Annotated in this window: 24 protein-coding genes and 1 tRNA gene; 15 read left to right on the top strand and 10 right to left on the bottom strand. The window is 58.3% G+C overall.

Going from position 1 to position 26720, the window contains the following annotated elements; genetic code table 11:
- Positions 1-224 precede the first annotated feature (224 nt).
- The 4 genes from G5380_RS04840 to G5380_RS04855 all read left to right on the top strand — a co-directional run bounded on the left by G5380_RS04840 (position 225) and on the right by G5380_RS04855 (position 4465).
- Positions 225-713 (top strand): C40 family peptidase, encoded by a 489-nt coding sequence (locus tag G5380_RS04840; protein WP_421172010.1) that lies wholly within the window; start codon positions 225-227, stop codon positions 711-713.
- A gap of 148 nt (positions 714-861) precedes the next feature.
- The gene (gene rlmF, locus G5380_RS04845) at positions 862-1833 is read left to right on the top strand and encodes a 23S rRNA (adenine(1618)-N(6))-methyltransferase RlmF (RefSeq protein ID WP_421172009.1); all 972 of its coding nucleotides are present in this window, start codon (positions 862-864) and stop codon (positions 1831-1833) included.
- A gap of 245 nt (positions 1834-2078) precedes the next feature.
- The gene (locus tag G5380_RS04850; RefSeq protein ID WP_204483864.1) at positions 2079-2804 is read left to right on the top strand and encodes a MaoC family dehydratase; all 726 of its coding nucleotides are present in this window, start codon (positions 2079-2081) and stop codon (positions 2802-2804) included.
- Between the two features lie 245 nt (positions 2805-3049).
- Entirely contained in the window at positions 3050-4465 is a 1416-nt protein-coding gene (locus tag G5380_RS04855; protein WP_421222144.1) for an SLC13 family permease, read from the top strand.
- A 66-nt stretch (positions 4466-4531) separates the two neighbouring features.
- Here G5380_RS04855 and G5380_RS04860 read toward each other — a convergent pair whose 3' ends face one another.
- Together G5380_RS04860 and G5380_RS04865 are read right to left on the bottom strand one after the other, a co-directional pair.
- Positions 4532-5521 (bottom strand): DUF481 domain-containing protein, encoded by a 990-nt coding sequence (locus G5380_RS04860; RefSeq protein ID WP_323913161.1) that lies wholly within the window; start codon positions 5519-5521, stop codon positions 4532-4534.
- A 39-nt stretch (positions 5522-5560) separates the two neighbouring features.
- Positions 5561-6517 (bottom strand): L,D-transpeptidase family protein, encoded by a 957-nt coding sequence (locus tag G5380_RS04865; RefSeq protein WP_216979181.1) that lies wholly within the window; start codon positions 6515-6517, stop codon positions 5561-5563.
- A 391-nt stretch (positions 6518-6908) separates the two neighbouring features.
- Here G5380_RS04865 and G5380_RS04870 point away from each other — a divergent pair.
- From G5380_RS04870 to tsgA, 4 genes are all read left to right on the top strand, one after another.
- Positions 6909-6998 (top strand) — tRNA-Ser (locus G5380_RS04870).
- A gap of 365 nt (positions 6999-7363) precedes the next feature.
- Entirely contained in the window at positions 7364-7945 is a 582-nt protein-coding gene (locus G5380_RS04875; RefSeq protein ID WP_421352443.1) for a DUF1349 domain-containing protein, read from the top strand.
- 318 nt (positions 7946-8263) lie between these two features.
- The gene (deoD, locus tag G5380_RS04880; protein ID WP_005303072.1) at positions 8264-8965 is read left to right on the top strand and encodes a purine-nucleoside phosphorylase; all 702 of its coding nucleotides are present in this window, start codon (positions 8264-8266) and stop codon (positions 8963-8965) included.
- Between the two features lie 53 nt (positions 8966-9018).
- Positions 9019-10182, top strand: a complete 1164-nt coding sequence (tsgA, locus tag G5380_RS04885; protein ID WP_227340955.1) for an MFS transporter TsgA — start codon at positions 9019-9021, stop codon at positions 10180-10182.
- 97 nt (positions 10183-10279) lie between these two features.
- Here the strand turns inward: tsgA and G5380_RS04890 are convergent, their stop codons facing one another.
- Entirely contained in the window at positions 10280-10957 is a 678-nt protein-coding gene (locus tag G5380_RS04890; protein ID WP_216951704.1) for a Crp/Fnr family transcriptional regulator, read from the bottom strand.
- Positions 10958-11121: 164 nt separating this feature from the next.
- On the bottom strand, positions 11122-12450 hold the full coding sequence (rimO, locus tag G5380_RS04895) for a 30S ribosomal protein S12 methylthiotransferase RimO (RefSeq protein WP_421352444.1): 1329 nt from the start codon (positions 12448-12450) through the stop codon (positions 11122-11124).
- A 293-nt stretch (positions 12451-12743) separates the two neighbouring features.
- On the opposite strand from rimO, the gene G5380_RS04900 reads away from it, so the two are divergent.
- On the top strand, positions 12744-13868 hold the full coding sequence (locus tag G5380_RS04900; RefSeq protein WP_216951702.1) for an HD domain-containing phosphohydrolase: 1125 nt from the start codon (positions 12744-12746) through the stop codon (positions 13866-13868).
- A gap of 163 nt (positions 13869-14031) precedes the next feature.
- On the opposite strand, the gene G5380_RS04905 is transcribed toward G5380_RS04900, so the two are convergent.
- The 6 genes from G5380_RS04905 to G5380_RS04930 all read right to left on the bottom strand — a co-directional run bounded on the left by G5380_RS04905 (position 14032) and on the right by G5380_RS04930 (position 18040).
- Positions 14032-14217 (bottom strand): hypothetical protein, encoded by a 186-nt coding sequence (locus tag G5380_RS04905; protein ID WP_421352445.1) that lies wholly within the window; start codon positions 14215-14217, stop codon positions 14032-14034.
- Between the two features lie 42 nt (positions 14218-14259).
- Positions 14260-14835 (bottom strand): NifB/NifX family molybdenum-iron cluster-binding protein, encoded by a 576-nt coding sequence (locus tag G5380_RS04910; RefSeq protein WP_421263008.1) that lies wholly within the window; start codon positions 14833-14835, stop codon positions 14260-14262.
- Complete coding sequence (locus G5380_RS04915; protein ID WP_005338107.1) at positions 14832-15146, bottom strand: DUF134 domain-containing protein; 315 nt, start codon at positions 15144-15146, stop codon at positions 14832-14834. The genes G5380_RS04910 and G5380_RS04915 overlap by 4 nt, the downstream gene beginning before the upstream one ends.
- 224 nt (positions 15147-15370) lie before the next feature.
- Positions 15371-16552 carry a dicarboxylate/amino acid:cation symporter gene (locus G5380_RS04920; RefSeq protein ID WP_005359180.1) on the bottom strand — a complete coding sequence of 394 codons (1182 nt, stop codon included), beginning with the start codon at positions 16550-16552 and terminating at the stop codon, positions 15371-15373.
- Positions 16553-16744: 192 nt separating this feature from the next.
- The gene (locus G5380_RS04925; protein ID WP_421352446.1) at positions 16745-17296 is read right to left on the bottom strand and encodes a hypothetical protein; all 552 of its coding nucleotides are present in this window, start codon (positions 17294-17296) and stop codon (positions 16745-16747) included.
- A gap of 105 nt (positions 17297-17401) precedes the next feature.
- Positions 17402-18040, bottom strand: coding sequence for a TetR family transcriptional regulator (locus G5380_RS04930; RefSeq protein WP_421352447.1), 639 nt, complete (start codon positions 18038-18040; stop codon positions 17402-17404).
- A 140-nt stretch (positions 18041-18180) separates the two neighbouring features.
- Here G5380_RS04930 and G5380_RS04935 point away from each other — a divergent pair, with 140 nt between their 5' ends.
- The 6 genes from G5380_RS04935 to rfbC all read left to right on the top strand — a co-directional run bounded on the left by G5380_RS04935 (position 18181) and on the right by rfbC (position 26710).
- Complete coding sequence (locus G5380_RS04935; RefSeq protein ID WP_421352448.1) at positions 18181-19374, top strand: efflux RND transporter periplasmic adaptor subunit; 1194 nt, start codon at positions 18181-18183, stop codon at positions 19372-19374.
- 17 nt (positions 19375-19391) lie between these two features.
- Complete coding sequence (locus G5380_RS04940; RefSeq protein WP_181222115.1) at positions 19392-22541, top strand: efflux RND transporter permease subunit; 3150 nt, start codon at positions 19392-19394, stop codon at positions 22539-22541.
- 589 nt (positions 22542-23130) lie between these two features.
- The gene (gene rfbB, locus G5380_RS04945) at positions 23131-24237 is read left to right on the top strand and encodes a dTDP-glucose 4,6-dehydratase (RefSeq protein WP_421208005.1); all 1107 of its coding nucleotides are present in this window, start codon (positions 23131-23133) and stop codon (positions 24235-24237) included.
- Positions 24237-25124, top strand: coding sequence for a dTDP-4-dehydrorhamnose reductase (rfbD, locus tag G5380_RS04950; protein ID WP_421208006.1), 888 nt, complete (start codon positions 24237-24239; stop codon positions 25122-25124). The genes rfbB and rfbD overlap by 1 nt, the downstream gene beginning before the upstream one ends.
- 99 nt (positions 25125-25223) lie before the next feature.
- The gene (gene rfbA, locus G5380_RS04955; protein WP_216954298.1) at positions 25224-26102 is read left to right on the top strand and encodes a glucose-1-phosphate thymidylyltransferase RfbA; all 879 of its coding nucleotides are present in this window, start codon (positions 25224-25226) and stop codon (positions 26100-26102) included.
- Between the two features lie 62 nt (positions 26103-26164).
- Entirely contained in the window at positions 26165-26710 is a 546-nt protein-coding gene (gene rfbC, locus G5380_RS04960) for a dTDP-4-dehydrorhamnose 3,5-epimerase (RefSeq protein WP_421208007.1), read from the top strand.
- Positions 26711-26720 lie beyond the last annotated feature (10 nt).

The following is a 26720-nucleotide window of genomic DNA, read 5'->3' on the forward strand; positions in this document are numbered from 1 at the left end:
TGAGGCCAAAGGTCCTTTTTGCGATTGTATATTGTTTGGGCATGATCACATTAATTATGAAAAATCGTGCATTTCCTTGCAAAAATGTGAGCTTGATAGGGATTTTCACTTGCCTCGATAGAATTCTTGGATATAGTCGGGTGCTGTTGCCTTATAAATTGCCCTTTGGGGCCGTATTTTAACAAGATTTACTATTTTGCGGGGATAAAGGATTGCGCTACCTGATGCTACTGCTGGTCGCGCTCGGAATGGCGGGTTGTGCTTCGGCACCCCAACCCGAGGTCGCGAGCAAGATCGAAGTTTCCATGATGGAACCCGTTATTGAACCGGAAGCTTCGCAGACACCCGATGTGAATGAAATCCTGACAGTATACAAAGAGTGGCGCGGTACCCCTTACCGCTACGGTGGTACAACCGAACGTGGTATCGATTGTTCCGCCTTCGCCCGTGAAGTGTTTCGCAATGCGGTCGGTATTGAACTTCCCCGCGATACCCGCTCTCAAGTTCACGAAGGGACGCGCGTTTCCAAGCAGGATCTGGTCGAAGGTGATCTGGTCTTCTTCAAAATCAATCGTCGTCTCAACCACGTTGGTATCTATGTCGGGAATGGCGAATTCATTCACGCCTCGACTCGAGCCGGTGTGACCCGCTCCAAGCTGGACAGCCAATACTGGCGCAGCAAGTTCTGGCAAGCTCGCCGGATCGATATCTGAGTCAGGCTGGACAAACGGCTCGCAGTACGGACTGTTTTTCCAACCTCACTTGAACCGGGCTCGATAGCCCGGTTTTTTATTGCCCTCGTTTAGACTTTCCCGAGTCAAATCACTATAGTGTGGGCCCGTTTTCTTCGGCAGGCTCAGCATGAAACCCCGCATCCCATCAGCTGGTGGCCCCAAGTCGGGCGACCGTAAATCCGGACTTCACTCCCGTAATCGCCATGAGGCGGGTTACGACTTTGAGGCGCTCTGCCTGCGAACTCCCGAGTTGGCCGTCCACATATTTATCAATGACTACGGTACCCGCACCATCGATTTTGCCAATCCCGATGCAGTGAAGTCCCTCAATCGCGCCCTGCTGGCCCATCACTACGGGATTGCCCACTGGGACTTGCCTACCGGTTACCTCTGCCCGCCTATCCCGGGACGGGTGGACTACCTGCACTGGGCGGCCGATCTGTTGGCCGAGAGCGCAGGCCAGCTCCCTACCGGCAAGGGGGTGAGAGTGCTGGATATCGGGGTGGGGGCAAACTGCATCTATCCGCTGCTAGGCTGCCGCGAATATGGCTGGCGTTTTGTCGGATCGGATATCGATCCGGTCTCGGTCAAGGCGGCCACCCTGCTGGCCAAGAGCAACGGGCTCGGCAATCAGATTGAGTGTCGCCTGCAGGGAAACCCCAACCATGTGTTTCGCGGCATCATAGGGCCAAAGGAGCGCTTTGCCCTGACGCTGTGCAATCCGCCGTTCCATGCGTCGCTGGAAGAGGCGAGCAAGGGGACGGAGCGCAAGCTGCGCAATCTGGGCAAGGAGGTGACAGGCGCTCCTGTGCTTAATTTTGGCGGCCAGAAGGCCGAGCTCTGGTGCGAAGGGGGCGAGGCGGCGTTTCTGGCCAACATGATTGCCCAGAGCAAGGAGTTTGCCACTCAGTGCCTCTGGTTCAGCTCGCTGGTGTCGAAAAAAGAGAATCTGCCGGGGGCGAAAAAGGCGTTGAGCCGGGTGGGGGCGCGTCAGGTACGGGTGATCGACATGGCGCAGGGCAACAAGGTGAGCCGGATCCTCGCCTGGTCCTTTCTGGATGAAGAGGGATTGCGTCGCGGCTGGTCGAGCGCGCGCTGAGTCCCCACCACAAGGCCCGATGAGGGCCTTTTTTCATGATGAGCCCCGCGAATTTCCCCTGCTGGCGGCATCTTTGGCAATCGATTTCCTCATTGGCAGATCGTGCTGGTTTACATGGTGTAAGTAGTTACTTCCGCCTTGGTACAGGTGTACGCCGAGATTTTTTTGCACTTACAGCTGAAACTTTAATAAAATAGGACTGGTTAGACCTCTTTACAGGCAATGAATCACATAGGGATCGAAACATGAAAGTTGTCGATTTTCTGAAGCGCAAGCGCGAAATTTTGGCGCAGCACCCCTTTGAGCTCAAGGATTGGCTCTCACCGGCGATCCGCGACTACTGGCGTGAGTTTCAGCAAAAGGCACATCTTCACCCTTTGCTGGGTCGTGTACTGGACTTGCAAACCGAGACCCAGAGCGAGCAGCAACAGGATGCAGCAACCGTGGCACGGGTGGCCAACGGTCAGCCTGCCGTGGCTCAGGAACCCGCTGTGGAGCTGGGAGCCGAGGCTGCCGAGCTCTATGCCGCCCTGCAGGCTCGCATTGGTGAAGAGACCCATGTGGGCGAGTGGCTGCACGTCAGCCAGCAGATGATCGATCAGTTTGCTGCCGTGACCGGGGATCATCAGTGGATCCACACCGATCCGGAGCGCGCGGCCGCCGAGTCGCCTTTCAAGACCACCATCGCCCACGGCTTCCTGACCCTGGCGCTGCTGCCGCAGTTGACCGGCTCGGTCGATGAGGCCACCCCCGAGTTCCCGACCGCCCGCATGGTGGTGAACTTCGGGCTGGATCAGGTACGTTTCCCGTACCCCATCAAGGTGGACAGCAACATCCGCGCCCGCACCAAGCTGGCCCGGGTCACCCCCATCAAGGGTGGGCTGGAGCTGCTCAAAGAGATCAAGGTGGAGATCGAAGGGATCCGTCGCCCGGGTTGCGTCATCGAGTCGGTGACCCGCATCTACTTCTGAGCACCCTCATCGGCATGAATGGTGAAACGGGCCCGCTGTCGTGTGCAACGAACAGCGGGCCCGTTTTTTTGCCTGTTTGTTGCAAGGTCTGAGGCGTCAGCCATCGCGCGCCGACCCCAGCTTGATATGACTCACAAAACGGTGCGCCGTGCAGTTAGCCAGCTCTCATTTTGGCGAGTTGGCCGCGTGAGGCGATAGCATGTTATGCCACTATTGGCTTCTTACTCCCGATCCTGGAGACAATAGTGCCCATCAATAACAAGATTATTCTGCCACTGCTGCTGAGCCTCGCCATCCTGCTGATCCCGACCCACTGGATCCCGCTGGAGGGGATCACCGTCATCGAGCAGCGGGTCGTGGCTATTTTCGTGCTGGCCGCCCTCTGCTGGATCCTGGAGCCCATCCCTATCTTCGCCACCTCGGTGCTGATCATCGTGCTGGAGCTGCTGTTGCTCTCCGACAAGGGGCTCTGGTTCATGACTGCCGACAAGGCCGAACCGGGGTTTGGTGAGCTGCTCAAGTCCACCGAGGTGATGGCGACCTTTGCCTCGCCGGTCATCATGCTGTTTCTCGGCGGTTTTTTCCTCGCCATTGCGGCGACCAAATACCATCTGGACGTCAATCTGGCGCGGGTGTTGCTGCGCCCGTTTGGTCAGGATCCCCGGATCGTCATGCTGGGGCTGATGTTGATCACCGCCACCTTCTCCATGTTTATGAGCAATACCGCCACCACCGCCATGATGCTGGCCATCCTTACCCCTGTGCTGGCGGCATTTCCCGACAAGGACCCGGCCAAAGTCGGCTTTGTGCTGGCCATTCCGCTGGCGGCCAACCTCGGCGGGATCGGCACTCCCATCGGTACTCCGCCCAACGCAGTGGCCCTCAAATACCTGACCGGCGAGCATGCCATCTCGTTCGGTCAGTGGATGGGATTTGCGGTGCCCTTTGTGGTGTTGCTGTTGCTGCTTGGCTGGTTCCTGCTGGGGCGCTTCTTCCCGAGTTCCCTCAAGCGGATGGATCTCAAGATTGAGGGGCGCTTTATGCAGACCCCCCGCGCCTGGGTGGTCTACCTCACCTTTATCACCACCATAGTACTCTGGCTGCTGGGGGATCTGCACGGCATGAGCTCCTACGTGGTCGCCATGATCCCGGTGGCAGTGTTCCTGACCACCGGCATCATCACCAAGGACGATCTGCACAAGATCTCCCTCGATGTGCTCTGGCTGGTCTCGGGTGGTATCGCGCTGGGGCTGGCGCTGGAGGACTCCGGGTTGGCCGAGCGGCTCATCACCCACATTCCGTTCCACGAATACTCCACGCTGGCGGTGCTGATTGGTGCCTGTCTGCTGGCAGTGGTGATGGCCAACTTCATGTCCAACACCGCAACCGCCAATCTGTTGCTGCCACTGGTGGCGGCACTGGCGGTCAGCATGCCGGAGCTGGCCGAGTGGGGCGGCAGCCACACCTTGATCCTGGCGGTCACCATTTCGGTTTCGCTCGGGATGTCGCTGCCCATCAGTACCCCGCCCAATGCGCTGGCCCACGCCACCGGTCTGGTGGAGAGTCACCAGATGGTGCGCATCGGCGTCATCATGGGGTTGGTCGGCACCCTGCTGGCGATGGTATGGATCTACCAGATTGCCGCCTGGGGGCTGATCTAGCGAGCCTGTCTGCCTAAAGCAAAGAGGAGCCGAATTGGCTCCTCTTTGCGTGTTGGGGATCCGGGGCTAGAAACTGACGCCAAGGCTGAGCAGGTGTCTTAATTCGCTCTCGCGGGGTTCCGGGCTGCCTGTGTCGACAAGGATGTCAGCATCTTCCCAATTCAGCTCACTCGACCAGGAGAGGCGCAGATGGTCATTGAAGTAGTAGCGCAACCCTATGCTGCCTTTCAGGTCCTGATTACGGGTGACATAGGGGGAGGGTTGTGCCAGATATTTCAGATAGCGCCCCTGGCTGAACAGTTCCATTTTCTCCTGCCAGAGGGAGAAAGGTTGGCGATAATCCCAGTTCAGGCCAGCGAAGGGGTAGTCTATGACCCGTTCACCCAGAAAAACGCCGGTGATCTTGCTATCTTCACGGAAGTAGAGCCGACTTAGCCCCCCTTGGGCCATCAGCTCCAGTCGGCGGCGCTTGTCGTTCCAAAAGCGATAGCCAGGCCCCGAGCCATAGTCCATGTAGAGATAGCGATCTTTATCCAGCATGTCATATTCGGCATCGAGTGAGGTACGCAAGAACCACTGCTGGTTGAAGAAGTAGTCCAGCGTAGGGTTGAGCTGATAATCATGGCTGTCGGTGACGTTGTCAGCGGTCTCATAGGTGTATTCACCGGAGAAGCTGTAACGCCAGTCCAGATTGGCCAGCTCGCTTTTCCACTTGAGGTTGACGTTGTTGGTCTGCTTGTCATTCTGTTTGAGTTTGACATTGAGATCGCCGCTGCCGGTCCAGAGCCAGGCGTTGCGTTCATCCTGGTCATCCTCGAACAGCTTGAGCCCACCCTTTGCCGTCGCCTTGGGTTTGTCCTCTTTATCGATACGCCAGCGTTTGATGGCCTCTCGCTGGACGGTGACTGCGCCGCTGTAGGGAAGGGCGATGCGCACCGACTGTTCGGTCACCTCCTCGATGTTGCCGGTCAGACGATCGCCATTGTTCATCCAGAGAATGTCCTTGGCCCACAAGGAGTGACAGACCAACAGGAGCAGGAGGGGCAGGAATTTCATGAGGTAAGGTGACTCCGGTGCGACTCGGGCGCTGGTGACTTAACCACTGACAAGTTGGCTGCTGATGGGGCGGGGCAGGCCATTTTTGCTCTCCAGCGCCGCCGTCACCTCATCCTGCATCACGTCAGGTGCACTGATAAAGCTCTCTATGGCCGGAGATAGCACCAGCGGGGCGCCATTTTCAAGCTCCTCTTCGGTGCGGGAGAGCGGGGAGTGCACCTCCAGCCAGCGCCTACCATCCGGTTCGATGGCGACCTTGACCGGTTGATTGATGACCCGCACCGGCGTGCCGATCGGCACAATCTTGAACAGGGCCTCAATATCGTCAGGTCGCAGCCGGATGCAGCCTGCACTTACCCGCAGGCCAACGCCAAAATCCTTGTTGGTGCCGTGGATCAGGTAGTCGCGCTTGCCATAGCCAAGGCGCATGGCGAACTTGCCGAGGGGATTCTCCGGGCCGGGGGGCACCACGGCGGGCAGGGTGATCCCTTTTTGCTCCAGCCAGGATTTGCGCACCATGGGGCCGGGAACCCAGGTCGGGTTGGGATTCTTCTCGATGACGGTGGTGGTCATCTCGGGTGTTTCGCGGCCGATATCGCCAATCCCGATGGGCAGCACGATGACCTCGTTCTTCCCTTTGGGGAAGTAGTAGAGGCGCAGTTCGGGCAGATTGATGACGATCCCCTCGCGCGGCACATCAGGCAGCAGCATCTGGGTGGGCAGCGTCAAGCGGGTGCCCGGCTTGGGTAAATAGGGGTCTACACCCGGATTTGCTTCAAGCAGCGCCAAAAATCCAATTTGTGTATTTTTGCCAACCAGCTCCAGATGTTCATTCTGCTGGATGATGTAATCCTCCAGCTCACCGATTAGGCGACTCCCGGCAGGTGGCAGCGGGTAGCGTTTGGCCTCTGCCGGCGTGGCGCAGAGCAGGATCGCTGCCAGCAGCAGGGAAAGGGCGGGCGTTATGGAGAGGGGTATGAGTTTCGGCAATCGCATAAGGAGATCCATCAGTTCAATCGGGGCGGAACATCATCAACACAGCCGCCAGGATGGCGCGATTGTTCCTCAATCAGCCCATGATTACCAGCTTGCCGCGCACCCGCAATGATTTGGGGATACATAGGAAACCAGCCAAAATCGGCATCACCCATAAATTTGAGTGCCAAGCAGGAAAAAGAGGCGCCTCATGGCAATGGGGGAATATCACGACGTGGATAATGGCCGGGTGTGCGAGCGGGTGGATACAGAGCCATACAAGAGTGGCCTCGCAACGCAGGCCGTGCGTGAAGCATTGTGAGCCTGCTCTCAGATAGCTGATTCAGCCATTTGATATATAAGAAATTTATGTTGCATCCTCGGCCCAGCTTGGGTAAAACTCTCTCCCCACGGAGAGATGCCGGAGTGGCCGAACGGGATTGACTCGAAATCAATTGTGGCAGCAATGCCACCCAGGGTTCGAATCCCTGTCTCTCCGCCACATACCAAGCCCAAGCAATTAGATTGCTTGGGCTTTTTCGTTTCGTGTGATGCCTGATATGCCATCTGATGTTGGCTGGCTTGAAGCGTCCCCTCTATCGACCACCTGTTAGTCGACTCGAGCCCATATCGAGATGTCTTATCGTCGTGCAATAGGGGCCCCCTTTTACTTGCCCGATCGCCTATCGGTTGCAAGGTTGGCCCCAACGGCTTGCTCGCCAGTCATGATGGCGACACAATGGAGTCCCTTTGGCTGGCCGCTCGCAGCTGGGGCTCGTGGCCGAATGGCCAGCGATAGTATGAGCGCGCCCGAGTGTTATGGGCCGGTGACAACGGGAAACATGGCGAGAACAGGAGCAAAAGAGGATGAGGGAAGGGCTTGAATGGTGCTGGCTCAATGAACCGGCCGAATGGCACAAAACAAGCGACGGCTTGCTGGTGGTAACGGACAAGCAGACCGATTTTTGGCGCAGCACCTGGTATGGTTTCGAGCGCCACAGTGGGCATCTCTATGGCTGTGAGGTCGAGGGTGAATTTACCTTTCAGGTCTGTGTCGAAGGGGAGTTCACCACCCTCTACGATCAGGCGGGGTTGATGTTGCTGCAAGACGAGGCGCACTGGCTCAAAGCGGGGATAGAGTACAACGATGCCCAACCGATGATCGGCAGCGTGCTCACCAATCTGCGATCTGACAGGGCCACCGGTATTTTCAGCGGCAATCCGCGCCGTTTCTGGCTGCGCCTGACCCGGCTGGCCGATTGTCTGCGTCTGCAATACTCCACCGATGGCGAGGTGTGGCCACTGCTGCGGCTCGCTCCGTTCCCGCCTGGCGAGCGCTGCTTTATCGGAGTGATGTGCTGCACCCCCGAGCGACAGGGGTTGGCGGTGCGTTTTTCGGATCTGCGCCTCACGCGGCCCCTTGGCAAGGCACTGCATGATTTGAGCTAGCCAGCCCATGGCTGGCATTGCGTGTCAACCGGCAGAGTGAACAATGCCATCGGCCCGCAGCGTCAGTTGCAGGGTCTATCGAGCGGGAGGGCCGTTACCCTCCCGCTTTTTTATGCCGGTAGGTCGGGAATGGCGGGTGGCTGTGATGGGCAAGCCTTGGCAAGCAACGTCGAAAAGCATGCGGTATGCGATGTAGCGACAACAAGTTGCCGGAACTGGGATCTCGATCGGGGCAACAGGACTTTTGTCCTGCAAGGGGCGAGGGGGCGGGGGCTAGGATGCCCTCATCCACACGAGTCAAACTGGAGCACAACAACAATGACCGCTCATATCAATGCCAACCCGGGCGATTTCGCCGAGACCGTCATCATGCCGGGAGACCCGCTGCGGGCCCGCTATATCGCCGAGACCTTTCTGACCGACGCGCGCGAGGTGACCAATGTGCGCAACATGCTGGGCTACACCGGCTACTACAACGGCCAGCGCATCTCGGTGATGGGCCACGGCATGGGGATCCCCTCCATGGTGCTCTACGCCCACGAGCTGGTGAATGACTTCGGCGTCAAGCGCATCATCCGCATCGGCAGTCTGGGGGCGACCCAGCGCCACGTGCAGATGCGTGACGTCATTCTGGCGCAGGCGGCGGGCACCGACTCCCCGACCAACGCCAAGCGCAGCGCCGGTTACCAGATGGCCACCTCGGCCGACTTCGCCCTGCTGCACAAGGCGTTTACCAAGGCGCAGGAGAAGGCCATTCCGGTCAAGGTGGGCAATATCTTCACCGGCGATCTCTATTACGATCCGGACGAAAACCTCATTCCGGCTCTGGAGAAGTTCGGCGTGCTCGGCATCGACATGGAGGTGGCCGGTCTCTACGGGCTGGCCCATCAGCAGGGGATCGAGGCGCTCGCCATCCTGACTGTCTCCGACCACTGCCTGACCGGTGAAGAGACTACCGCAGAAGAGCGGCAACTCTCCTTCAACCAGATGATCGAGCTGGCGCTGCACACCGCGCTGTAAGCGCCGCAGTCCGCCCACCCCTGCACGCACCCTGACCCCAAGAGAGATCCAATATGAACAATAAGCTCTCCCTCACTGCCATCAGCTTCCTGGCCAACTTTGTGATGGCCGGTTTTGCGACCCAGTTCGGCATGCTGATCGACCCCATCGCCGCCAAGTTCGGCGCCGACGTCAATCATGTGGCCTCCATCTTCTCCCTGCTCAACGGCGGGGCGCTGGCGGGCACCATTGCCGCCTTCTTCCTTATCGAGAAGGTGGGGCTCAAGCGGATGACCCTGCTCTGCTACGGCCTGATCGCGCTGGCGGCAGCTTCGCTCCATCTGACCGGCTCGCTCTATGTGGTGATGGCTGCCATGACGGTGATCGGCCTTTGTGGCGGGGTGGGACTCTGCATTGCAGGGACGCTGGTGGTGAGCGTCTGGCAGGCGCGGATGCAGAGCACCATGCTGGTGGTGCAGGATGCCACCTTCAACGTGGCCGGGGTGGTCTTCCCGCTTATCACCACCTACACCCTGACTCACGCCATGGCGTGGAGCTGGAGCTATCTGGCGGTGGGCGTGGTGGCGCTGGCGACCATGCTGGTGGCGGTGCTGACCAACTTCCGCAGCTGCGAGGCGGGTGGCGAGAGCGCAGGCAACGAGCACTCGGAGTGGAACCTCGGCATCATCAGCGGCGGGTTGGGGCTCTTTCTCGGCATGCTGGCGCTCTACACCTTCCTCACCTGGGCGCCCATGTTCGTGAAGAACAAGTTCGGCATCCCCTTCGAGGAGGCGGGCAATATCATCACCCAATACTGGACGGCTGCCCTGCTCGGCGCACTGGTCTCCACCGCCATCGTGACCCGCATTGCGATCCGAACCTTCCTGCTGGTGATCATCACCCTGGCGATGGGGATGACGGCGCTCATCGTCACCACCGATAACCTGAGCCAGTTGCCATACCTCACCTATGGTTACGGCTTTGTCTGCGCGGCGCTCTACAACGCCTTTATCGCCTACGGGGTGTCGTTTGTGCGCCAGGCGTCGAGCAAGAACGTCTCCTACATCCTCATCAGCGGCAGCGCGGGGGCCATGTTCAGCCCGGCCATCAGCGCCATGTTCGAGCAGGTGATCGGCTTGCAGGCGGTGATGTACGCCATCCCGCTTATCTACGCCGTGATCCTCGCCATGCTGGTAGCCTCGCTGCGCATGGCCCGGCCTCAGCCCTGTCTCGCCTGAGCGGGGGAGTAAACAGCAAGAGGGGCGGTATAAACCGCCCCTCTTTTTTGTTGCTGTTCCGCTTGTTGCTGCTCAGTCGGCAACTGAGGCCTGCGACTTATGGCTGCTCCAGAAAGGCCTTGAGCCCCGCCAGATCGCGGATCTGCAATCCCTCTTCGCCGCGCTCCACCAGTCCCTTCTCCATCAGCTCTTTCACCGCCCGCCGGTAGACCCGGTCGGTCGTGCCGAAGCGTTCCGCCTCCTGATACCCCTTGCGAAAGCCGCTCACCGGGTTGTGGTGGCAGTGGCTGTGATAGAGGTCGAGGGCGATGTTGTAGCTGATGGGGTAGAGCATGCGGCAGGTGAAGATATCCACCGTGTCCTGATAGTCGATGGCAATGGCGGTGGCAAAGAAGAGCGCCACCTTGGGGTGGGCGACCAGCGCCTGCTCCAGCTGCTCGCCGTCGATGCGGGCCACTTCCAGCGGCTCCTCGGCGATGATGTCGAGCTGGCAGCGGTAGCCGGTGAAGAACTCCATCTCGCCAAACAGCTGGTTGTCGCACTCCAGGGTGCCGAGCTGAAAGCGGCGGCCATTCATGGCGGTGTGGCCCATGGCGATGCGGCCGCCCGGTACCAGCACCAGATCCCGCAATAGCTCCCCCTGACGCATCAGGGGCTCCCCCTCGGGGATCAGATGCTGCTCCGTGATGCAGGATTGCACTACCTGCACGATAAGATCATGACTGGCCTGCCAGTGGGGCTGAAAGCGTCCCTTGAGAAGGGGTTTGAGTTGCATGGGATTTCGAGTCGTCGCCAAACAGAAACGACTATTACACACCCTTGCATACGGATATGCCAGTTTTGTACCGCAAAGTGGGGCTTACTTGGTGTAGAAGTGCAATCTGGAAGCATAAAAAAGCGCCCGAAGGCGCTTTTTCATTGAGCGGTGGTCAGCAAGGGTTAGCTAATCAGGCTGGCCCACAGGTCATATTCGTCGGATTCATCGATCCGCACCTTGACCATGTCGCCGGGCTTGAGGCCGGTTTCACCGTTCAGGTAGACCAGACCGTCGATCTCGGGGGCATCGGCGGCGGAGCGGCCAGTGGCACCCTCTTCGTCCACTTCGTCGATCAGCACCAGCATCTCCTTGCCGACCTTGCGGGCGAGCTTGCGGATGGAAACCTGCTGTTGCAGCTCCATAAAGCGCTGGAAGCGCTCTTCCTGCACGTCTTCCGGCACCGGATCCGGCAGCTCGTTGGCCAGCGCTCCTTCGACCGGGCTGTATTTGAAGCAGCCGACCCGATCCAGCTCTGCCTTGTCGATAAAGTCCAGCAGCATCTGGAAATCTTCCTCGGTCTCGCCCGGGAAGCCGACGATAAAGGTGGAGCGCAGGGTGATCTGTGGGCAGATCTCGCGCCACTTCTGGATCCGCTCCAGGGTGCGCTCGACGGTACCCGGGCGCTTCATCAGTTTCAGGATGCGCGGGCTGGCGTGCTGCAACGGAATATCGAGGTAGGGCAGTACCTTGCCATCGCGCATCAGCGGGATGACGTCATCCACGTGCGGGTAGGGGTAGACGTAGTGCAGACGCACCCAGATGTCGAGCTTGGCCAGCTCTTCGCACAGGGCGACCATGCTGGTCTTGACCGGCATGCCGTCGTAGAAACCGGTGCGGTGCTTCACATCGACACCGTAGGCGGAGGTGTCCTGGGAGATCACCAGCAGCTCCTTCACTCCGGCCTCTTTCAGACGCTTGGCTTCGGCCAGCACGTCGCCGATGGGGCGGCTCACCAAATCCCCGCGCATGGAGGGGATGATGCAGAAGGTGCAGCGGTGGTTGCACCCTTCGGAAATCTTCAGATAGGCGTAGTGGCGCGGGGTCAGCTTGACGCCGTGGGCCGGTACCAGACTGGTGAAGGGGTTGTGCTGCGGCTTTTCCACATATTTGTGGACGTGACCCAGCACCTCTTCATAAGCGTGGGGGCCGGTGATCTCGAGCACCTTGGGGTGGATCTCGCGGATCTGGTTCTCTTTGGCGCCAAGGCAGCCGGTGACGATCACCTTGCCGTTCTCGGCCAGCGCTTCGCCGATCGCTTCCAGCGATTCTTGCACCGCGCTGTCGATAAAGCCGCAGGTGTTGACGACGACCAGCTCGGCATCGTCATAGCTGGGCACCACATCGTACCCTTCGGTACGCAGCTGGGTCAGGATGCGTTCTGAATCGACCAGGTTTTTGGGGCAACCCAAGGAGACGAATCCTACTTTGGGGGCCTGTTTTGTGTTGGACATCGCTCAATCACTCTTAGGTGGCTCTTCTTTAAGGGCGCGGATTTTACCGGAATGGTTAACCAAAAACTATACAGCCAGCATGGCAGAACCTAACAATATCTCCGAGTGGGCAGGATTGGGCCGTGCGAATAGCGGCTGATGGTGGAGCCCTGACTGGCGCGCAGTCCCTGCTGCACAGGTTTGTGGCTGGCAATATGCATTGCTGACTTATTAGTCAATTTCGCGGTCTGTGGCTGGGAACCCTGTCACGGGTGCCCCTATACTCCCATCATGGTGATCCGGTGGAGAAGGCAATGGAAAGTTCATTTGGCGAAAGAATGCAGAATCTGCACGCTACGCTACGCGAGCGTTTTGACAAGCTGAGTCGGGTGGCCATTGCGATTTACGATCCCCATACCGATCAGCTCAAGACCTTCGCCCACAGCACCGAGGGGCCCTCGCCGCTGGTGCAGTATGAGGTGAAGCTGAGCGATGTTCCCTCCTTGCGCTATCTGGCGGAGCACAAGCACCCCCGGGTGCTTGGCAATCTCGATGCCCTGCGTGGTTCCGCGTCGGAACACAGCCGCAAGCTGCTGGAGGCGGGCTATGCCTCCAGCTATACCGAGCCGCTGTTGTTCAACAGCAAGCTGTTTGGTTTTCTGTTTTGCGATGCCATGGAGCCGGGCTATTTCGATGAGTCGATCCAAAGCGAGCTGTCGGCCTATGCCCAGATGTTGTCCGCCATCATTGCGGTGGAGTTCTTCTCTATTCAGACCCTCGGCGGCGCGCTGACCACGGCACGGGAGTTCAGTCGCTATCGGGATGAGGAGACCGCCAACCATCTGCATCGGATGTCGGCCTACTCCCGACTGATCGCCAAGACGCTGGCCCCGACTTGCGGGCTGAGCGACGAGGAGGTGGAGTTTGTCTACCTCTTCTCCGAGCTGCACGACATCGGCAAGATCGCGGTGCCGGATGCCATTTTACTCAAGCCGGGCAAGCTGACCCCGGAAGAGTTCGAGATCATGAAGGTTCACACCAGCAAGGGGCGAGAGATGATCAGCCTGATGATCAATGAGTTTGGCCTCGATGGCATTCACCACACCGATATGCTGACCAACATCATCGCAGGCCATCATGAGCGTTTTGATGGCACCGGTTATCCGCTGGGCCTGGCGGGGGAGGCGATCCCGCTGGCGGCGCGTATCGTGACGGTGGCTGATGTTTTTGATGCCCTGACCAGCGAGCGCCCCTACAAGCAGGCCTGGCCGTTCGAGACGGCGTTTGCCTATCTGGAGGAGCATGCCGGCAGCCAGTTTGATCCCACCTGTGTCGCTGCGGCCCTGCACAACAAGGCCGAGTTTTATGCCATCTATCAGCAGTATCAGGATCCCGCCAGTTCATCAGGTGTGGCGGCCAGTGGCGCAGAGCCGGGTTGAGCGCGTGTGATGAGCGTAAGGGGGAAAGAGGCGGTTCAAGCATGACGAGGAATAAATAGAGAGGGGGCACCAGCAGGTGCCCCCTCTCTTTTATGCTCTTCTCGATTTCACGCGCCCTTATTTTGCCGACCTTGTATCTGCGGCTATGGCGTTTGCGCTCAGGTTACTTTTTGGGAGTCGGTTCGCTGATTTGATAGAGGTGATCCGTGCAAGCGCTGGAGCAGCCACAGGGGCGCACCTCTTTATCTTCCCGCTTCTGGGCAAGCTGGTATTGGCGCCACCAGATGATGGTGCCCATGGCCAGGATCAGTACGAACGAGGCGAGCAGGCTCAACAACCAGATGGACATGATCTCTTCTCCCTGATGGTGATGACATGCACGGCGATGGCATCAGTGATGATGGCAGCAACCGCCCTGCTGGTTGGCGCCTTCACTGCCGTGGCAACAAGTATGGCCTTGTCGTGAGCTCTCTGCCTGATTGCCACTACTGGCGCAACAGTGATCGGAGCCACTGTTGCAACCACCGTGACAATGGGGGTGGCCTGCGCCGACGGGCTGGATGGCATGGATAGTCGCCTTGCTCTGATGACGACGAGACGGACGGCCCTGACTTGCCTCGGTAAGAGGTTGCAAATTGGTGGGGGCTAACAGCGCGGGCAGCGGCAGGCGGGCAGAGCGACACTGCAGCACCCGGATATTGACCGCCAGCAGGCGCCCCAGCATTCGCTCGCCGATATTGCGCACCACCACCTGACCCACTTGATGATGGGCGAGGGCGTCGAGAAGCGCTTGCTTGCCGTGGCAGCCTTCGGCTGCGGCCGGATTGGGCAGGGTGGCGATAACGTTCCCTTCGGGGTTAAGAATTTGCAGCTGCTCGGCACGGGTAAAGTGGCCAGCCAGCAGCCCCTGACTCAGCATCAGGGCGCTGTTGCTGGGGTTGGCGGTCATGGTTGTGACAGCATTCATGTCGGCTCTTCTCCACTGGTTGGGTGGTCGGGCTCGGCGGGTTGCATCATCAATGCCTTGCCCAGACTCAGACACTCCACCACCTTGTAGCGCCCTTTTTTCAGGATATTGGCCAGGGTCTGGCGGGAAACCCCCATCACCAGGGCGGCCTCCTGCTGCTGCATTCCTTGAAGGTCGACGAGGCGCAGTGCCTCGAACTCGTCAGGGGCCAGCGTGACCTGTTCCAGCTGATGCATGGGGCGGCCATTGGGTTTGAAGCAGCTGTTGGCGGGGCGGCCACAGATCTGGCGCGCAATCTTGGGTCTTGGCATGGTGGCTCCTAATTGGCATAAGCCATTTATACGCTCATATGTGGCATATGCCAATAATTTTGTCGGGTGTAGAGAGCTGAGCCAGTGCTGTTTACGGCAGAGAGGGGTAAAGAGGGGGAGGGGGAATACGTACAAAAGCAGTGAAGGTGGCAGAAACGACGCAGGCCCGAACATGGTTCGGGCCTGCGGTTTTTGCAGAGGATGGTCGGGCTATCCCGGCGAGCTTACGCCTGTTCGGCCTCGGCCACTGGAGCTGCGCTCTCGCTACCGTTGGCGAAGCGATCCGCCCACAGGGCGATCACGCCGTCACCAGTGACGTTGCAGGCGGTGCCGAAGCTGTCTTGCGCCAGATAGAGGGCGATCATCAGGGCGATGGAGGCTTCACCAAACCCCAGCATGGAGGTGAGCAGGCCCAGCGCCGACATCACGCCACCACCCGGCGCGCCCGGTGCGGCGATCATGATCACCCCCAGCATCATGATGAAGGGGAGCATGGTCTCGATGCCCGGAATGGCCAGATGCTCGGAGAGGAACATCACCGCGGTGGCACAGGTGACCAGGGTAATGGTGGAGCCACAGAGGTGAATGGTGGCGCACAGGGGTACGGTAAAGTTGGCGATACCGTCGCTCACCCCGTTGTTCTTGCTCGATTGCAGGGCGACCGGAATGGTGGCGGCGCTCGACATGGTCCCCAGCGCGGTGAAGTAGGCGGGCAGCATGTTCTTGATGAGCTGGGCCGGTGAGCGGCCAAGGGCCAGACCGGTGCCGACGAACAGCACGGAGAGCCAGATCCAGTGCATCAGGATCGCCATCACCAGCACCACGCCGAAAGTTTTCAGGGTGGCGAATACTGTGCCTTCTACCGTCATCTCGACAAAGACGCCGGCGATGTAGAACGGCAGCAGCGGAATGATCACCTTGGCCAGCAGGCGGTCGATGATGTCACGACCCTGATCGGCTACCCGGCGCAGATCGGTGGCCTGGGTGGCGCTGATGCCGATGCCGAACACGAAGGCGGCGGCCAGTGCCGACATCACGCCAAACAGCGGCGGGATCTCCAGATTGACGTAGGAGGCGAGCTTGATGGCCGTGGCCGTGGTGGGCTCGGCGGCGGTGGTGAACTGCGGGATCAGGTGGCTAGCCACGGTAAAGGCGAACAGCCCCGCCAGAATGGTGGAGCAGTAGGAGAGGGCCACGGTTTTGCCCAGCAGCTTGCCGGAGTTTTTCGGCAGGCTGGCGATGCCGCTCATGATAAAGAACAGAATGATGAGCGGAATGGTGAAGGTGATCAGCTGACCTATCACTGTCTTGGCCGTAAACAGCACGCGCGCCACCCACTCAGGGGCGTAGAGACCGAGCAAGAGACCGGCAAGGATGCCAGCAATGAGTTTCAGGACAAGTTTCATAAGGAAATCCGGAGTTGGTTGTATTGTCTGTTTTGTTATTAAATTTTGATATTAATCACACTTTTTAACACGTAAGCCGTGTTATGTCTGCCTTTTCTGCGTTAATGCCGAGTTAAATATTGTCGAAAGCCAAGATCACCGACTAGCTGTCGGCTTGGCGTTGAATGGGAAAATCCGTGATGAATTAGCCCGTTAGGTGGCTTGATGATCGCCACGCAGCAACATGACGTACTGGATGGCGTTTTGACTTGAGGAATCTGACGTACTGGCTGATACGGCTTCCATCGGCGCCAGTTGCAGCGCTATCCCGGATGTGGTGACCAGTTGCTGTAGCTGAGCGTCAGTTATCTTGCCGCTTGGCTGCAGGGGGAAGCAGAGCGTAGCGCCCGCTTTGAGCAGGGTCGCCAGCTGTTGCAACTGGGGGACAAGGGTGGCCGCGTCACCATCAAGCGGGCGGCTCAGCCAGATGCCATCGTAAGGGAGCACCGAGTGCATCTTCGCCAGCGGGCAGACCCGCACCGCTTGCCCAGATTGCTGCGAGGCGACTTTGGCGTCGGCCAGTACCGCTTCACAGGCGGTGACCACATACCCTTCTGCACGCAGCCAGCAGAGATCCTCCCCCGTACCGCACTGACCATTAAGCAGGTGAGCACCGGGTTTGAGGCTCGCCACAAAGGCAGCCCGAGCGCGGGCGTGCTGGTCGTTAAATGGCCGGGAAGCGGGGATGGCGTCAGAGTGTGGCACAGGGGTTACCTCAAGCAGGGGGCGCACAGGGTAACAAATCGGGGCCTGACTGCCAAAGCGCGCGGTCAGGCCCCGATTTGGATGTGAGGAAGTTGCCGGAGCCGGTTAGCGGCCGCAGGCAGGCCCGTGGGGCTGGGCCAGCATGGTGAACATGCTCTCTATCATAAAGGCTGATTCGCCCTGCAGGTCTATCCGCCCCGGAAAGTGGAGCCAGTTGATGATGTAGCCATCCAGAGTGCAGTGGAGCAGGGTGGCGGCGCGCTGCAGGTTGAGGTCGGCGGGTAGTTGGCCCCGCCGTACCGCGTTGGCCAGGGTGGTCTCCAGGTCCCGGAAAAAGTTGGCTGACTCGCTGCGGATATGCTCGCGCAGGGAAATGGCTTCCCCCTCCAGCGATTCGAGATTGAACAGGATGGTGAACATCTGCCGCTGGGCTGGATTGTGAATGAAGCTGTGGAGCACCCCTTCGAAGAAGAGGCGCAGTTGCCTCAGCGGATCCGGCTCATCTGGATTGAGGCAGGCATCGAGCTGGTGGGCGAGGGGGCTGCAGAGCTCCTGCCAGAGCGAAATGAAGAGTTCATCCTTGTTCTTGAAATGCCAATAGATGGCCCCGCGGGTCAGGTCTGCCGCCCTGGCGATGTCGGTCAGGCTGGTCTTGGCCAGGCCCTGAGAGCAGAACAGATCCAGCGCCGTGCTCATGATGTGGCAGCGGGTTTGCTGCGCCTCTTCTTTGGTTCGTCTGGCCATCGAAATTTGTGCCTCATGCAAGCAAAAAGTCACTTACATACATTTATGAATGTATGTATATTGCCTCATCTTTCGACTATTTACCAACAGGGCCCATGCGGCCCTGATTGTTCATTGACTGGCAAAGGCTCAGGTGTTTCATGCATAAACATATTCTTGCTCGTTCTGTTGGTCTTGCCTTCTTGGCTACAGGCTTGCTGGCAGGTTGTGGTGACAAGGGGGGCGCACCCCAGGGACAGGGCGGCATGCCCCCCGCGGCGGTCAACGTGGTGACCCTGCAGAGCGGTCCGCTGATGTTGACCACCGAGTTGACTGGCCGCAGCGCCCCGTTGCGGGTGGCTGAAGTGCGTCCGCAGGTGAGCGGCATCATCCTCAAGCGCCTCTTTACCGAGGGAAGCGATGTGAAGGCGGGCGATCTGCTCTATCAGATCGACCCGGCTGTCTATCAGGCGGCGGTTGCCAGCGCCAAGGCCAATCTGGCCAAGGCCGAGGCTAACGAGCAGAGTGCCCGCCTCAAGGCGCAGCGCTATCAGGAGCTGCTCAAAGTCAAATCCATCAGCCGTCAGGACTATGACGACGCCGATGCCAGCTGGAAGCAGGCCAAAGCGGAGATCATGGCGAGCAAGGCGGCCCTGCGCACTGCCGAGATCAATCTCGGTTACACCCGCATCACTGCCCCCATCAGTGGCCGCATCGGTAAATCCGCGGTGACCGAGGGGGCGCTGGTGACCGCCCAGCAGGCTGACAGCCTGACCGCCATTCAGCAGCTCGATCCCATGTATGTGGATGTGCGTCAGTCCACTGCCGATCTGCTGCGCCTCAAGCGACTGGTCGCCGAGGGTAAGCTGACCCAGGACGAGCAGAAGGGAGCCAAGGTGACCTTCCAGCTGGAAGATGGCAGTACCTATGGCGAAGAGGGCTCGCTGCAGTTCTCCGATGTGACCGTGGATGAGACCTCCGGCATGGTGACCCTGCGGGTGATTGTGCCCAACCCTCACCAACTGCTACTGCCCGGCATGTTTATGCGCGCCACCCTGCAAGAGGGTGAGCGGGCGCAAGGGCTGCTGGTGCCGCAAACTGCCGTGACTCGCACCCCCAACGGCGGCGCCACCGTGATGATGGTAACCGCTGACAACAAGGTGGAGCTGCGCAACGTGCAGCTGAGCCGGGTCGTCGGCAGCAACTGGGTGGTGGAGTCAGGGCTCACCTCCGGCGAGCGTGTGATCGTGGCTGGCTTGCAGAAAGTACGACCGGGCGCCGTGGTCAATCCCGCCGAGCAGGGTGCTGATGCTCCGTCTGCTCAAGCTGCGCCCAACACCCCGGCCAACAAGTAGGATGGAGTAGTCGCTTCATGGCTCGATTTTTTATAGACAGACCCATTTTTGCCTGGGTGATCGCGCTGGTGATCATGCTGGCGGGCAGCCTGGCCATCATCAAATTGCCGGTCGCCCAGTATCCGAGCATTGCGCCGCCCGCTGTCGGTATTTCCGCCAGCTATCCGGGCGCATCCGCCAAAACGGTGGAAGACTCGGTGACCCAGATCATCGAACAGAACATGACCGGGCTGGATCACCTGCTCTACATGTCCTCCCAGTCTGACTCCGCGGGGCGGGTGTCGGTGACCCTCACCTTCCAGCCGGGGACCGATCCCGATATTGCCCAGGTGCAGGTGCAGAACAAGCTGCAGCAGGCGATGTCGCTGCTGCCGCAAGAGGTTCAGCAGCAGGGGATCCGGGTACAGAAGACCTCCAGCAGCTTCCTGATGGTCGCGGCCTTCATCTCCAGCGATGGCTCGATGAACAACGACGATCTGGCGGACTATGTGGTCTCCAATATCAAGGAGCCTCTGAGTCGTCTGGACGGGGTTGGGGATATCACCTTGTTCGGCAGCCAGTACTCCATGCGGGTCTGGCTGGATCCCAACAAGCTCAACCGGGTGCAGATGACCCCGGGGGATGTACAGGCGGCCATCAAGGCGCAGAACGCCCAGGTCGCGTTTGGCAAGCTGGGTGGCACACCATCGGTGGAAGATCAGCAGTTCACCGCCACCATCATGGGGCAGACCCGTCTCTCTACCGTGGAGCAGTTCAACGATATCCTGCTGCGGGTGAATCAGGATGGCTCCAAGGTACGGCTGAAAGATGTGGCCCGGGTCGAGCTGGCGGGTGAAAGCTATGACGCCGATGCGCTCTACAACGGCCAGTCTACCGCCGCGGTCGCCATCAAGCTGGCTACCGGCGCCAACGCGCTGGATACAGCCGAGAAGGTGCGTGCCAAGCTCAATGAGCTGTCGGATTACTTCCCGGCCAACATGGAGATCGTCTACCCCTACGACACCACGCCGTTTGTGAAGATCTCCATCGAGGAGGTGGTGCAGACCCTGATCGAGGCGATCTTCCTGGTGTTCTGCGTCATGTATCTGTTCCTGCAGAACTTCCGCGCCACCCTGATCCCGACCATTGCGGTGCCTGTGGTGCTGCTCGGTACCTTCGGGGTGATGGCGGCGTTCGGTTTCTCCATCAACACCCTCACCATGTTCGGTATGGTGCTGGCCATCGGCCTGCTGGTGGATGACGCCATCGTGGTGGTGGAGAACGTGGAGCGGCTGATGAGCGAGGAGGATCTCTCCCCGCTGGAAGCGACCCGCAAGTCGATGACCCAGATCACCGGCGCGCTGGTGGGGATCGCGTTGGTGCTCTCCGCCGTGTTCGTGCCGATGGCCTTTTTCGGCGGCTCGACTGGCGCCATCTATCGCCAGTTCTCGCTGACCATCGTCTCGGCCATGGTGCTGTCGGTGCTGGTGGCGTTGATCCTGACACCGGCGCTCTGTGCCACCCTGCTCAAGCCGATGAAACATGGCGAGTTTGGGGCCAAGCGCGGCTTCTTTGGCTGGTTCAACCGCGCCTTTGATGCCGGTACCAATCGCTATCAGAGCGGTGTGCGCAAGGTGATCAAGCAGGGTGTGCGCTACAGCCTGATCTACGGCGCCATGCTGGCGGTACTGGCAGTGCTCTTTATGCGGATGCCCACCTCTTTTCTGCCGGAAGAGGATCAGGGGGTCATCATGTCCATGGTTCAACTGCCGGTGGGGGCGACCAAGCAGCGCACCGAGGTGGTGCTGGCGGACATGCGCGATTACTTCCTGAAAAACGAGAAGGATAACGTTGACTCCGTATTGACCGTATCCGGCTTCAGCTTCGCCGGTAGTGGCCAGAACGCGGGTATGGCCTTTATCAAGCTCAAGGACTGGAGCGAGCGCAAGAGCCCGGATCGCAGCGCCAATGCCATCATCGGCCGCGCCATGGGCTATCTGTTCAGCATCAAGGAGGCGCAAGTGTTCGCCTTTAACCTGCCTCCGATCCCGGAGTTGGGTACGGCGACCGGTTTTGACTTCTTCCTGCAGGATCGCGGCGGTATCGGTCACGACAAGCTGATGGCGGCGCGTAACCAGCTGCTCGGTATGGCGGCGCAGGATCCCACTTTGGTGCGGGTACGCCCGAACGGGATGGAAGACACCCCCCAGCTCGATATCAAGATCGACTACGAGAAGGCGCTGGCGCAGGGGCTATCCATCGCGGATATCAACAACACCCTGGCTACCGCTTGGGGTTCTTCCTACGTCAATGACTTCGTCGATCGTGGCCGGATCAAGAAGGTCTACATGCAGGCAGATGCCCCCTTCCGGATGAACCCGGAAGATCTGAAACTCTGGTATGTGCGCAACAGTGCCGGTCAGATGGTGCCCTTCTCCGCCTTTGCCAGTACCGAGTGGAGCTTCGGCTCGCCGCGTCTGGAGCGTTACAACGGCGTGCCGGCGATGGAGATCGTCGGTGAGGCGGCGCCCGGCAAGAGTACCGGTGATGCTATGGCCGCCATCGAGCAGATGGTGAAACAGTTGCCGGAAGGGGTGGGCATCGAGTGGACCGGGCTCTCCTTCCAGGAGCGCCAGGCCGGTTCACAGGCGCCCGCGCTCTACGCCATCTCCTTGCTGGTGGTGTTCCTCTGTCTGGCGGCCCTCTACGAGAGCTGGAGCATTCCGTTCTCGGTGATGCTGGTGGTGCCGCTCGGGGTACTGGGGGCCATTGTGGCTGCTACCCTGCGCGGGCTGGAGAACGACGTCTACTTCCAGGTCGGCCTGCTCACCACCATAGGCCTGTCGGCTAAGAACGCGATCTTGATCGTGGAATTTGCCAAAGAGCTCTACGACAAAGGGATGGGCTTGGGTGAAGCCGTGGTGGAGGCGGCGCGCCTGCGTCTGCGTCCGATCCTGATGACCTCGCTCGCCTTTATCCTCGGGGTGCTGCCGCTGGTGATCAGCTCCGGCGCCGGTGCCAGCAGCCGTAATGCAATCGGTACCGGCGTAATGGGGGGGATGATCAGCGCCACCGTGCTGGCCATCTTCTTCGTCCCGCTCTTCTTCGTGCTGGTGATGCGTTACTTCACTAGCCACAAGAGTAAAGAGGCGCGCATGGTTGCAGCAGTTGAGTCAAAAGGTGACTGAGCAAAGTAACCCCTGAAGTTCTGGGTGGCAGATCACAATAAGACAAATACATCAGGTATGACTGAGTAATAAATAGAGCGACTTGGAAAGTCGCTCTATTTTTTTTCCGTAAAAACGGTAACTTAAGCGTAATTATTAAGTTAATACTGCTTCTTTTCGAGAAATTATGTCGCCGTGAGGTGGTTTTCTATCGACTCCTTTTCAGAGGTGAGGGGCAAGTCAGTTTCTGCTGTGCAGCTCGGCTGGAAACAAGATAGAATCTGCGTCTTATGGGGTTGGATAGGTAGTGTCCGCTCTTTCTTGGTCTTGGGCCATAAAGCTGTGCTACACACCATCAAGACAGCAAAATGCTGGAGGACATGATGACCAACAGCAGACCTAATTTGGTTAAAAGCAGCAAACTGGGGGCTGTAACCCAAGGGCGGTAGCCTTGAGATTATTCAGCGATTTGCACAAATAATGTTCATTTATTGTTTTGCTGCTGTTGGCGCTGGTTAAATTGCAGTCTATTGGGTGTTTCAATAACGCATCAGTGGATAGCCAGCCTCTCTCTGATGTCATATCAACGCCTCGCAAGAGATACATATTTATGAAAATCCTCGTGACCGGTGGTGCCGGCTTTATCGGCTCTGCCGTGGTGCGCCATATTATCCGTGATACCCAAGATTCAGTTATCAATCTCGATAAACTCACCTATGCCGGCAATCTGGAATCCTTGGCCGATGTATCGTCAAGCGAGCGTTATGTGTTTGAGCAGGTGGATATTTGCAATCGCGCCGAGCTGGATCGGGTGTTTGCCTTGCACCAGCCGGATGCCGTGATGCATCTGGCCGCCGAGAGCCATGTTGACCGCTCCATTACAGGGCCGGCTGACTTTATCGAGACCAATATCGTCGGCACCTATATGTTGCTGGAAGCGGCTCGCGCTTACTGGAACGGTCTGGACGAGGTACGCAAGGCGGTCTTCCGCTTCCACCATATCTCCACCGACGAGGTGTATGGTGATCTGCCTCATCCGGATGAAGTGGCTGCCGGTGAACCATTGCCGCTCTTTACCGAGACCACCCCCTACGCCCCCAGCAGCCCCTATTCTGCCTCCAAGGCTTCCAGCGACCATCTGGTGCGCGCTTGGCGCCGTACTTACGGCCTGCCGACCATGGTCACCAACTGCTCCAACAACTACGGCCCGTACCACTTCCCCGAGAAGCTGATCCCGCTGGTCATTCTTAACGCGCTGGATGGCAAGCCGTTACCTGTCTATGGCAAGGGCGACCAGGTCCGTGACTGGCTCTACGTGGAAGATCACGCGCGTGCGCTCTACAAGGTAGCGACCACAGGCGTGGTCGGTGAGACCTACAACATCGGCGGTCATAACGAGAAGCAGAATCTGGAGGTGGTCCACACCATCTGCGATCTGCTGGACGAGATGGTGCCAAAATCGGGCTCTTATCGTGAGCAAATCACCTATGTGGCGGATCGCCCCGGCCACGATCGCCGTTATGCCATCGATGCGACCAAGATGAGCGCCGAGCTGGATTGGCACCCGCAAGAGACCTTTGAATCCGGTATTCGCAAAACTGTACAGTGGTATCTGGATAACCAGCAGTGGGTCAGCAACGTCAAGAGCGGTGCCTACCAGTCCTGGATTGAGCAACACTATTCCTCGATTGAACAGAATGATGGGGAGCGTGCCTGATGCATATTCTGCTGTTTGGCAAAAACGGCCAGGTAGGCTGGGAGCTGCAACGCGCACTGGCGCCGCTGGGGCGCATCACTGCCGTTGATTTTGACTCCACCGATTATTGCGGCGATTTCAGAAACCCGGCAGGGGTGGCCGACACTGTACGTCTGGTCAAGCCGGATGTGATTGTCAACGCTGCGGCCCACACCGCAGTCGACAAGGCGGAGAGCGAGCGTGAATTTGCCGAGCTGCTCAACGCGACCAGCGTGGCAGCGATAGCCAAAGAAGCGGAAGCATTGGGTGCCTGGTTGGTGCATTACTCCACCGACTATGTATTTGATGGCAGCGGTGAGCGCCCCTGGGTGGAAACCGATGCAACCGCCCCGCTCAACGTCTATGGCGAAACCAAGCTTGCGGGTGAGCAAGGGGCCGCACTTTGTTCCCGTCACCTGATCTTCCGCACCAGCTGGGTTTACGCCGCCCGCGGAGCCAATTTTGCCAAGACCATGCTGCGCTTTGGCAAAGAGCGTAGCGAGATGTCAGTGATCAATGACCAGTTTGGCGCTCCGACCGGCGCCGAGTTGCTGGCCGATTGCACCGCCCATGCTCTCCGCGTGGCGCAGCGCAAACCCGAGGTCGCCGGGCTGTACCATCTGATTGCCTCCGGTACCACCACCTGGTTTGACTACGCCCAGCTGGTGTTTGCCAAAGCCAGAGAGGCTGGCGTTGAACTGGCGGTGACACAACTCAATGCGGTGCCGACCAGCGCCTTCCCTACCCCGGCCAAACGCCCCCATAACTCCCGCATGGATACCGGCAAATTCCAGCGCACCTTCGATCTGGTGCTGCCGGAGTGGACAGTCGGTGTGGAGCGGATGTTGACCGAGATCCTTGGCAAGTAAATTACTGGCCAGGGATGTAGTGACTGCCTCCCTGGCTGGCAGGGATAAAACGGAAAGGTGGCCTAAAGCCATGCTTCCTCTATATAAGAAACAAGCATCATGACCAAACGTAAAGGCATTATTCTGGCCGGCGGCTCAGGCACCCGTCTCTATCCGGTAACCATGGCAGTGAGCAAGCAGCTGTTGCCTATCTATGACAAGCCGATGATCTACTATCCTCTCAGCACCCTGATGCTGGCGGGAATTCGCGATATTTTGATCATCAGCACGCCGCAAGATACCCCCCGTTTTGAGCAATTGCTAGGTGATGGCAGTCAGTGGGGCCTGAGTTTGCAATACAAGGTTCAACCAAGCCCGGACGGGTTGGCACAAGCCTTTATTCTGGGTGCAGAGTTTATCGGTTCAGACCCCTGTGCACTGGTGTTGGGGGACAACATCTTCTACGGCCACGACTTGCAGAAACAGTTGGAGGCGGCAGTGGCCAAAGAGAGCGGTGCTACCGTCTTTGCCTACCATGTGCATGATCCCGAGCGTTATGGGGTGGTTGAATTTGATAAAGAGGGCACCGCGATCTCTCTGGAGGAGAAGCCACTGGAGCCCAAGAGCAACTATGCGGTAACCGGCCTCTATTTCTACGACAACAGCGTGGTCAAGATCGCCAAGAGTCTGACGCCGTCGCCCCGTGGCGAGCTGGAGATAACCGATGTAAACCGTATCTACCTGGAACAAGGTAATCTGTCGGTGGCCATGATGGGCCGTGGTTATGCTTGGCTTGATACCGGTACCCACGAGAGCATGATTGAAGCGAGCAACTTTATTCAGACCATCGAGACCCGTCAGGGGTTGAAAGTCGCTTGTCCTGAAGAGATCGCCTATCGCAAGAAATTCATTGATGCAGAGCAAGTAAAAACGTTGGCGACACCACTTGCGAAAAATGCTTATGGACAATACCTGTTAAAGATGGTTTCGAAAGTATGAGTTGGAGTTAAGGGTATGCACCCGTTCCTGCAAAATAAACTAAATAAAATATGGATATGAAGATGAATGTAATCGAGACCACGATACCTGATGTACTTATTTTTGAGCCAAAAATATTTGGTGATGAGCGTGGCTTTTTCTTTGAGAGTTTCAACCATAAACTGTTCGAAGAAGCAGTAGGATACCCTGTTACTTTTGTTCAAGATAATCATTCTAAATCCTCGAAAAACGTGTTGCGTGGACTGCATTATCAATCATCACCACACGCCCAGGGAAAGCTGGTGCGATGTGTTGTGGGAGAAGTATTTGATGTAGCAGTGGATATTCGTGAAAATTCGCCGACCTTTGGAAAATGGGTCGGTGTTCATCTATCAGCTGAGAATAAGCGGCAATTGTGGATTCCGAAAGGGTTCGCCCATGGTTTTATAACTAGAACAGAAACAGCAGAAGTTTTATATAAAGCAACCAATTATTATAGACCTGATTTTGAACATACAATATGTTGGAATGACCAGCAACTAGGAATAGAGTGGGAGAGTGATATGCTCCCTATATTATCTCTTAAAGATAAAAATGCAAAGCCATTTATGGCAGCTAAATATTTCTGAAAATCATATC

Source organism: Aeromonas sp. 604443, from assembly GCF_049170315.1.
GTDB classification, from domain to species: Bacteria; Pseudomonadota; Gammaproteobacteria; order Enterobacterales; family Aeromonadaceae; genus Aeromonas; species Aeromonas veronii_A.

Coding starts and splice junctions, on each gene's coding strand:
- G5380_RS04905 (WP_421352445.1), bottom strand. CDS start 14,217: ATGTCCATCTGGTTGTTGAGCCTGCTCGCCTCGTTCGTACTGATCCTG.
- G5380_RS04915 (WP_005338107.1), bottom strand. CDS start 15,146: ATGCCAAGACCCAAGATTGCGCGCCAGATCTGTGGCCGCCCCGCCAAC.
- G5380_RS04875 (WP_421352443.1), top strand. CDS start 7,364: ATGAGGGAAGGGCTTGAATGGTGCTGGCTCAATGAACCGGCCGAATGG.
- G5380_RS04910 (WP_421263008.1), bottom strand. CDS start 14,835: ATGAATGCTGTCACAACCATGACCGCCAACCCCAGCAACAGCGCCCTG.
- G5380_RS04920 (WP_005359180.1), bottom strand. CDS start 16,552: ATGAAACTTGTCCTGAAACTCATTGCTGGCATCCTTGCCGGTCTCTTG.
- G5380_RS04935 (WP_421352448.1), top strand. CDS start 18,181: ATGCATAAACATATTCTTGCTCGTTCTGTTGGTCTTGCCTTCTTGGCT.
- G5380_RS04850 (WP_204483864.1), top strand. CDS start 2,079: ATGAAAGTTGTCGATTTTCTGAAGCGCAAGCGCGAAATTTTGGCGCAG.
- G5380_RS04900 (WP_216951702.1), top strand. CDS start 12,744: ATGGAAAGTTCATTTGGCGAAAGAATGCAGAATCTGCACGCTACGCTA.
- tsgA (WP_227340955.1), top strand. CDS start 9,019: ATGAACAATAAGCTCTCCCTCACTGCCATCAGCTTCCTGGCCAACTTT.
- G5380_RS04890 (WP_216951704.1), bottom strand. CDS start 10,957: ATGCAACTCAAACCCCTTCTCAAGGGACGCTTTCAGCCCCACTGGCAG.
- deoD (WP_005303072.1), top strand. CDS start 8,264: ATGACCGCTCATATCAATGCCAACCCGGGCGATTTCGCCGAGACCGTC.
- rlmF (WP_421172009.1), top strand. CDS start 862: ATGAAACCCCGCATCCCATCAGCTGGTGGCCCCAAGTCGGGCGACCGT.
- rfbB (WP_421208005.1), top strand. CDS start 23,131: ATGAAAATCCTCGTGACCGGTGGTGCCGGCTTTATCGGCTCTGCCGTG.
- G5380_RS04840 (WP_421172010.1), top strand. CDS start 225: ATGCTACTGCTGGTCGCGCTCGGAATGGCGGGTTGTGCTTCGGCACCC.
- G5380_RS04930 (WP_421352447.1), bottom strand. CDS start 18,040: ATGGCCAGACGAACCAAAGAAGAGGCGCAGCAAACCCGCTGCCACATC.
- rfbD (WP_421208006.1), top strand. CDS start 24,237: ATGCATATTCTGCTGTTTGGCAAAAACGGCCAGGTAGGCTGGGAGCTG.
- G5380_RS04860 (WP_323913161.1), bottom strand. CDS start 5,521: ATGAAATTCCTGCCCCTCCTGCTCCTGTTGGTCTGTCACTCCTTGTGG.
- G5380_RS04865 (WP_216979181.1), bottom strand. CDS start 6,517: ATGCGATTGCCGAAACTCATACCCCTCTCCATAACGCCCGCCCTTTCC.
- rfbC (WP_421208007.1), top strand. CDS start 26,165: ATGAATGTAATCGAGACCACGATACCTGATGTACTTATTTTTGAGCCA.
- G5380_RS04940 (WP_181222115.1), top strand. CDS start 19,392: ATGGCTCGATTTTTTATAGACAGACCCATTTTTGCCTGGGTGATCGCG.
- rimO (WP_421352444.1), bottom strand. CDS start 12,450: ATGTCCAACACAAAACAGGCCCCCAAAGTAGGATTCGTCTCCTTGGGT.
- rfbA (WP_216954298.1), top strand. CDS start 25,224: ATGACCAAACGTAAAGGCATTATTCTGGCCGGCGGCTCAGGCACCCGT.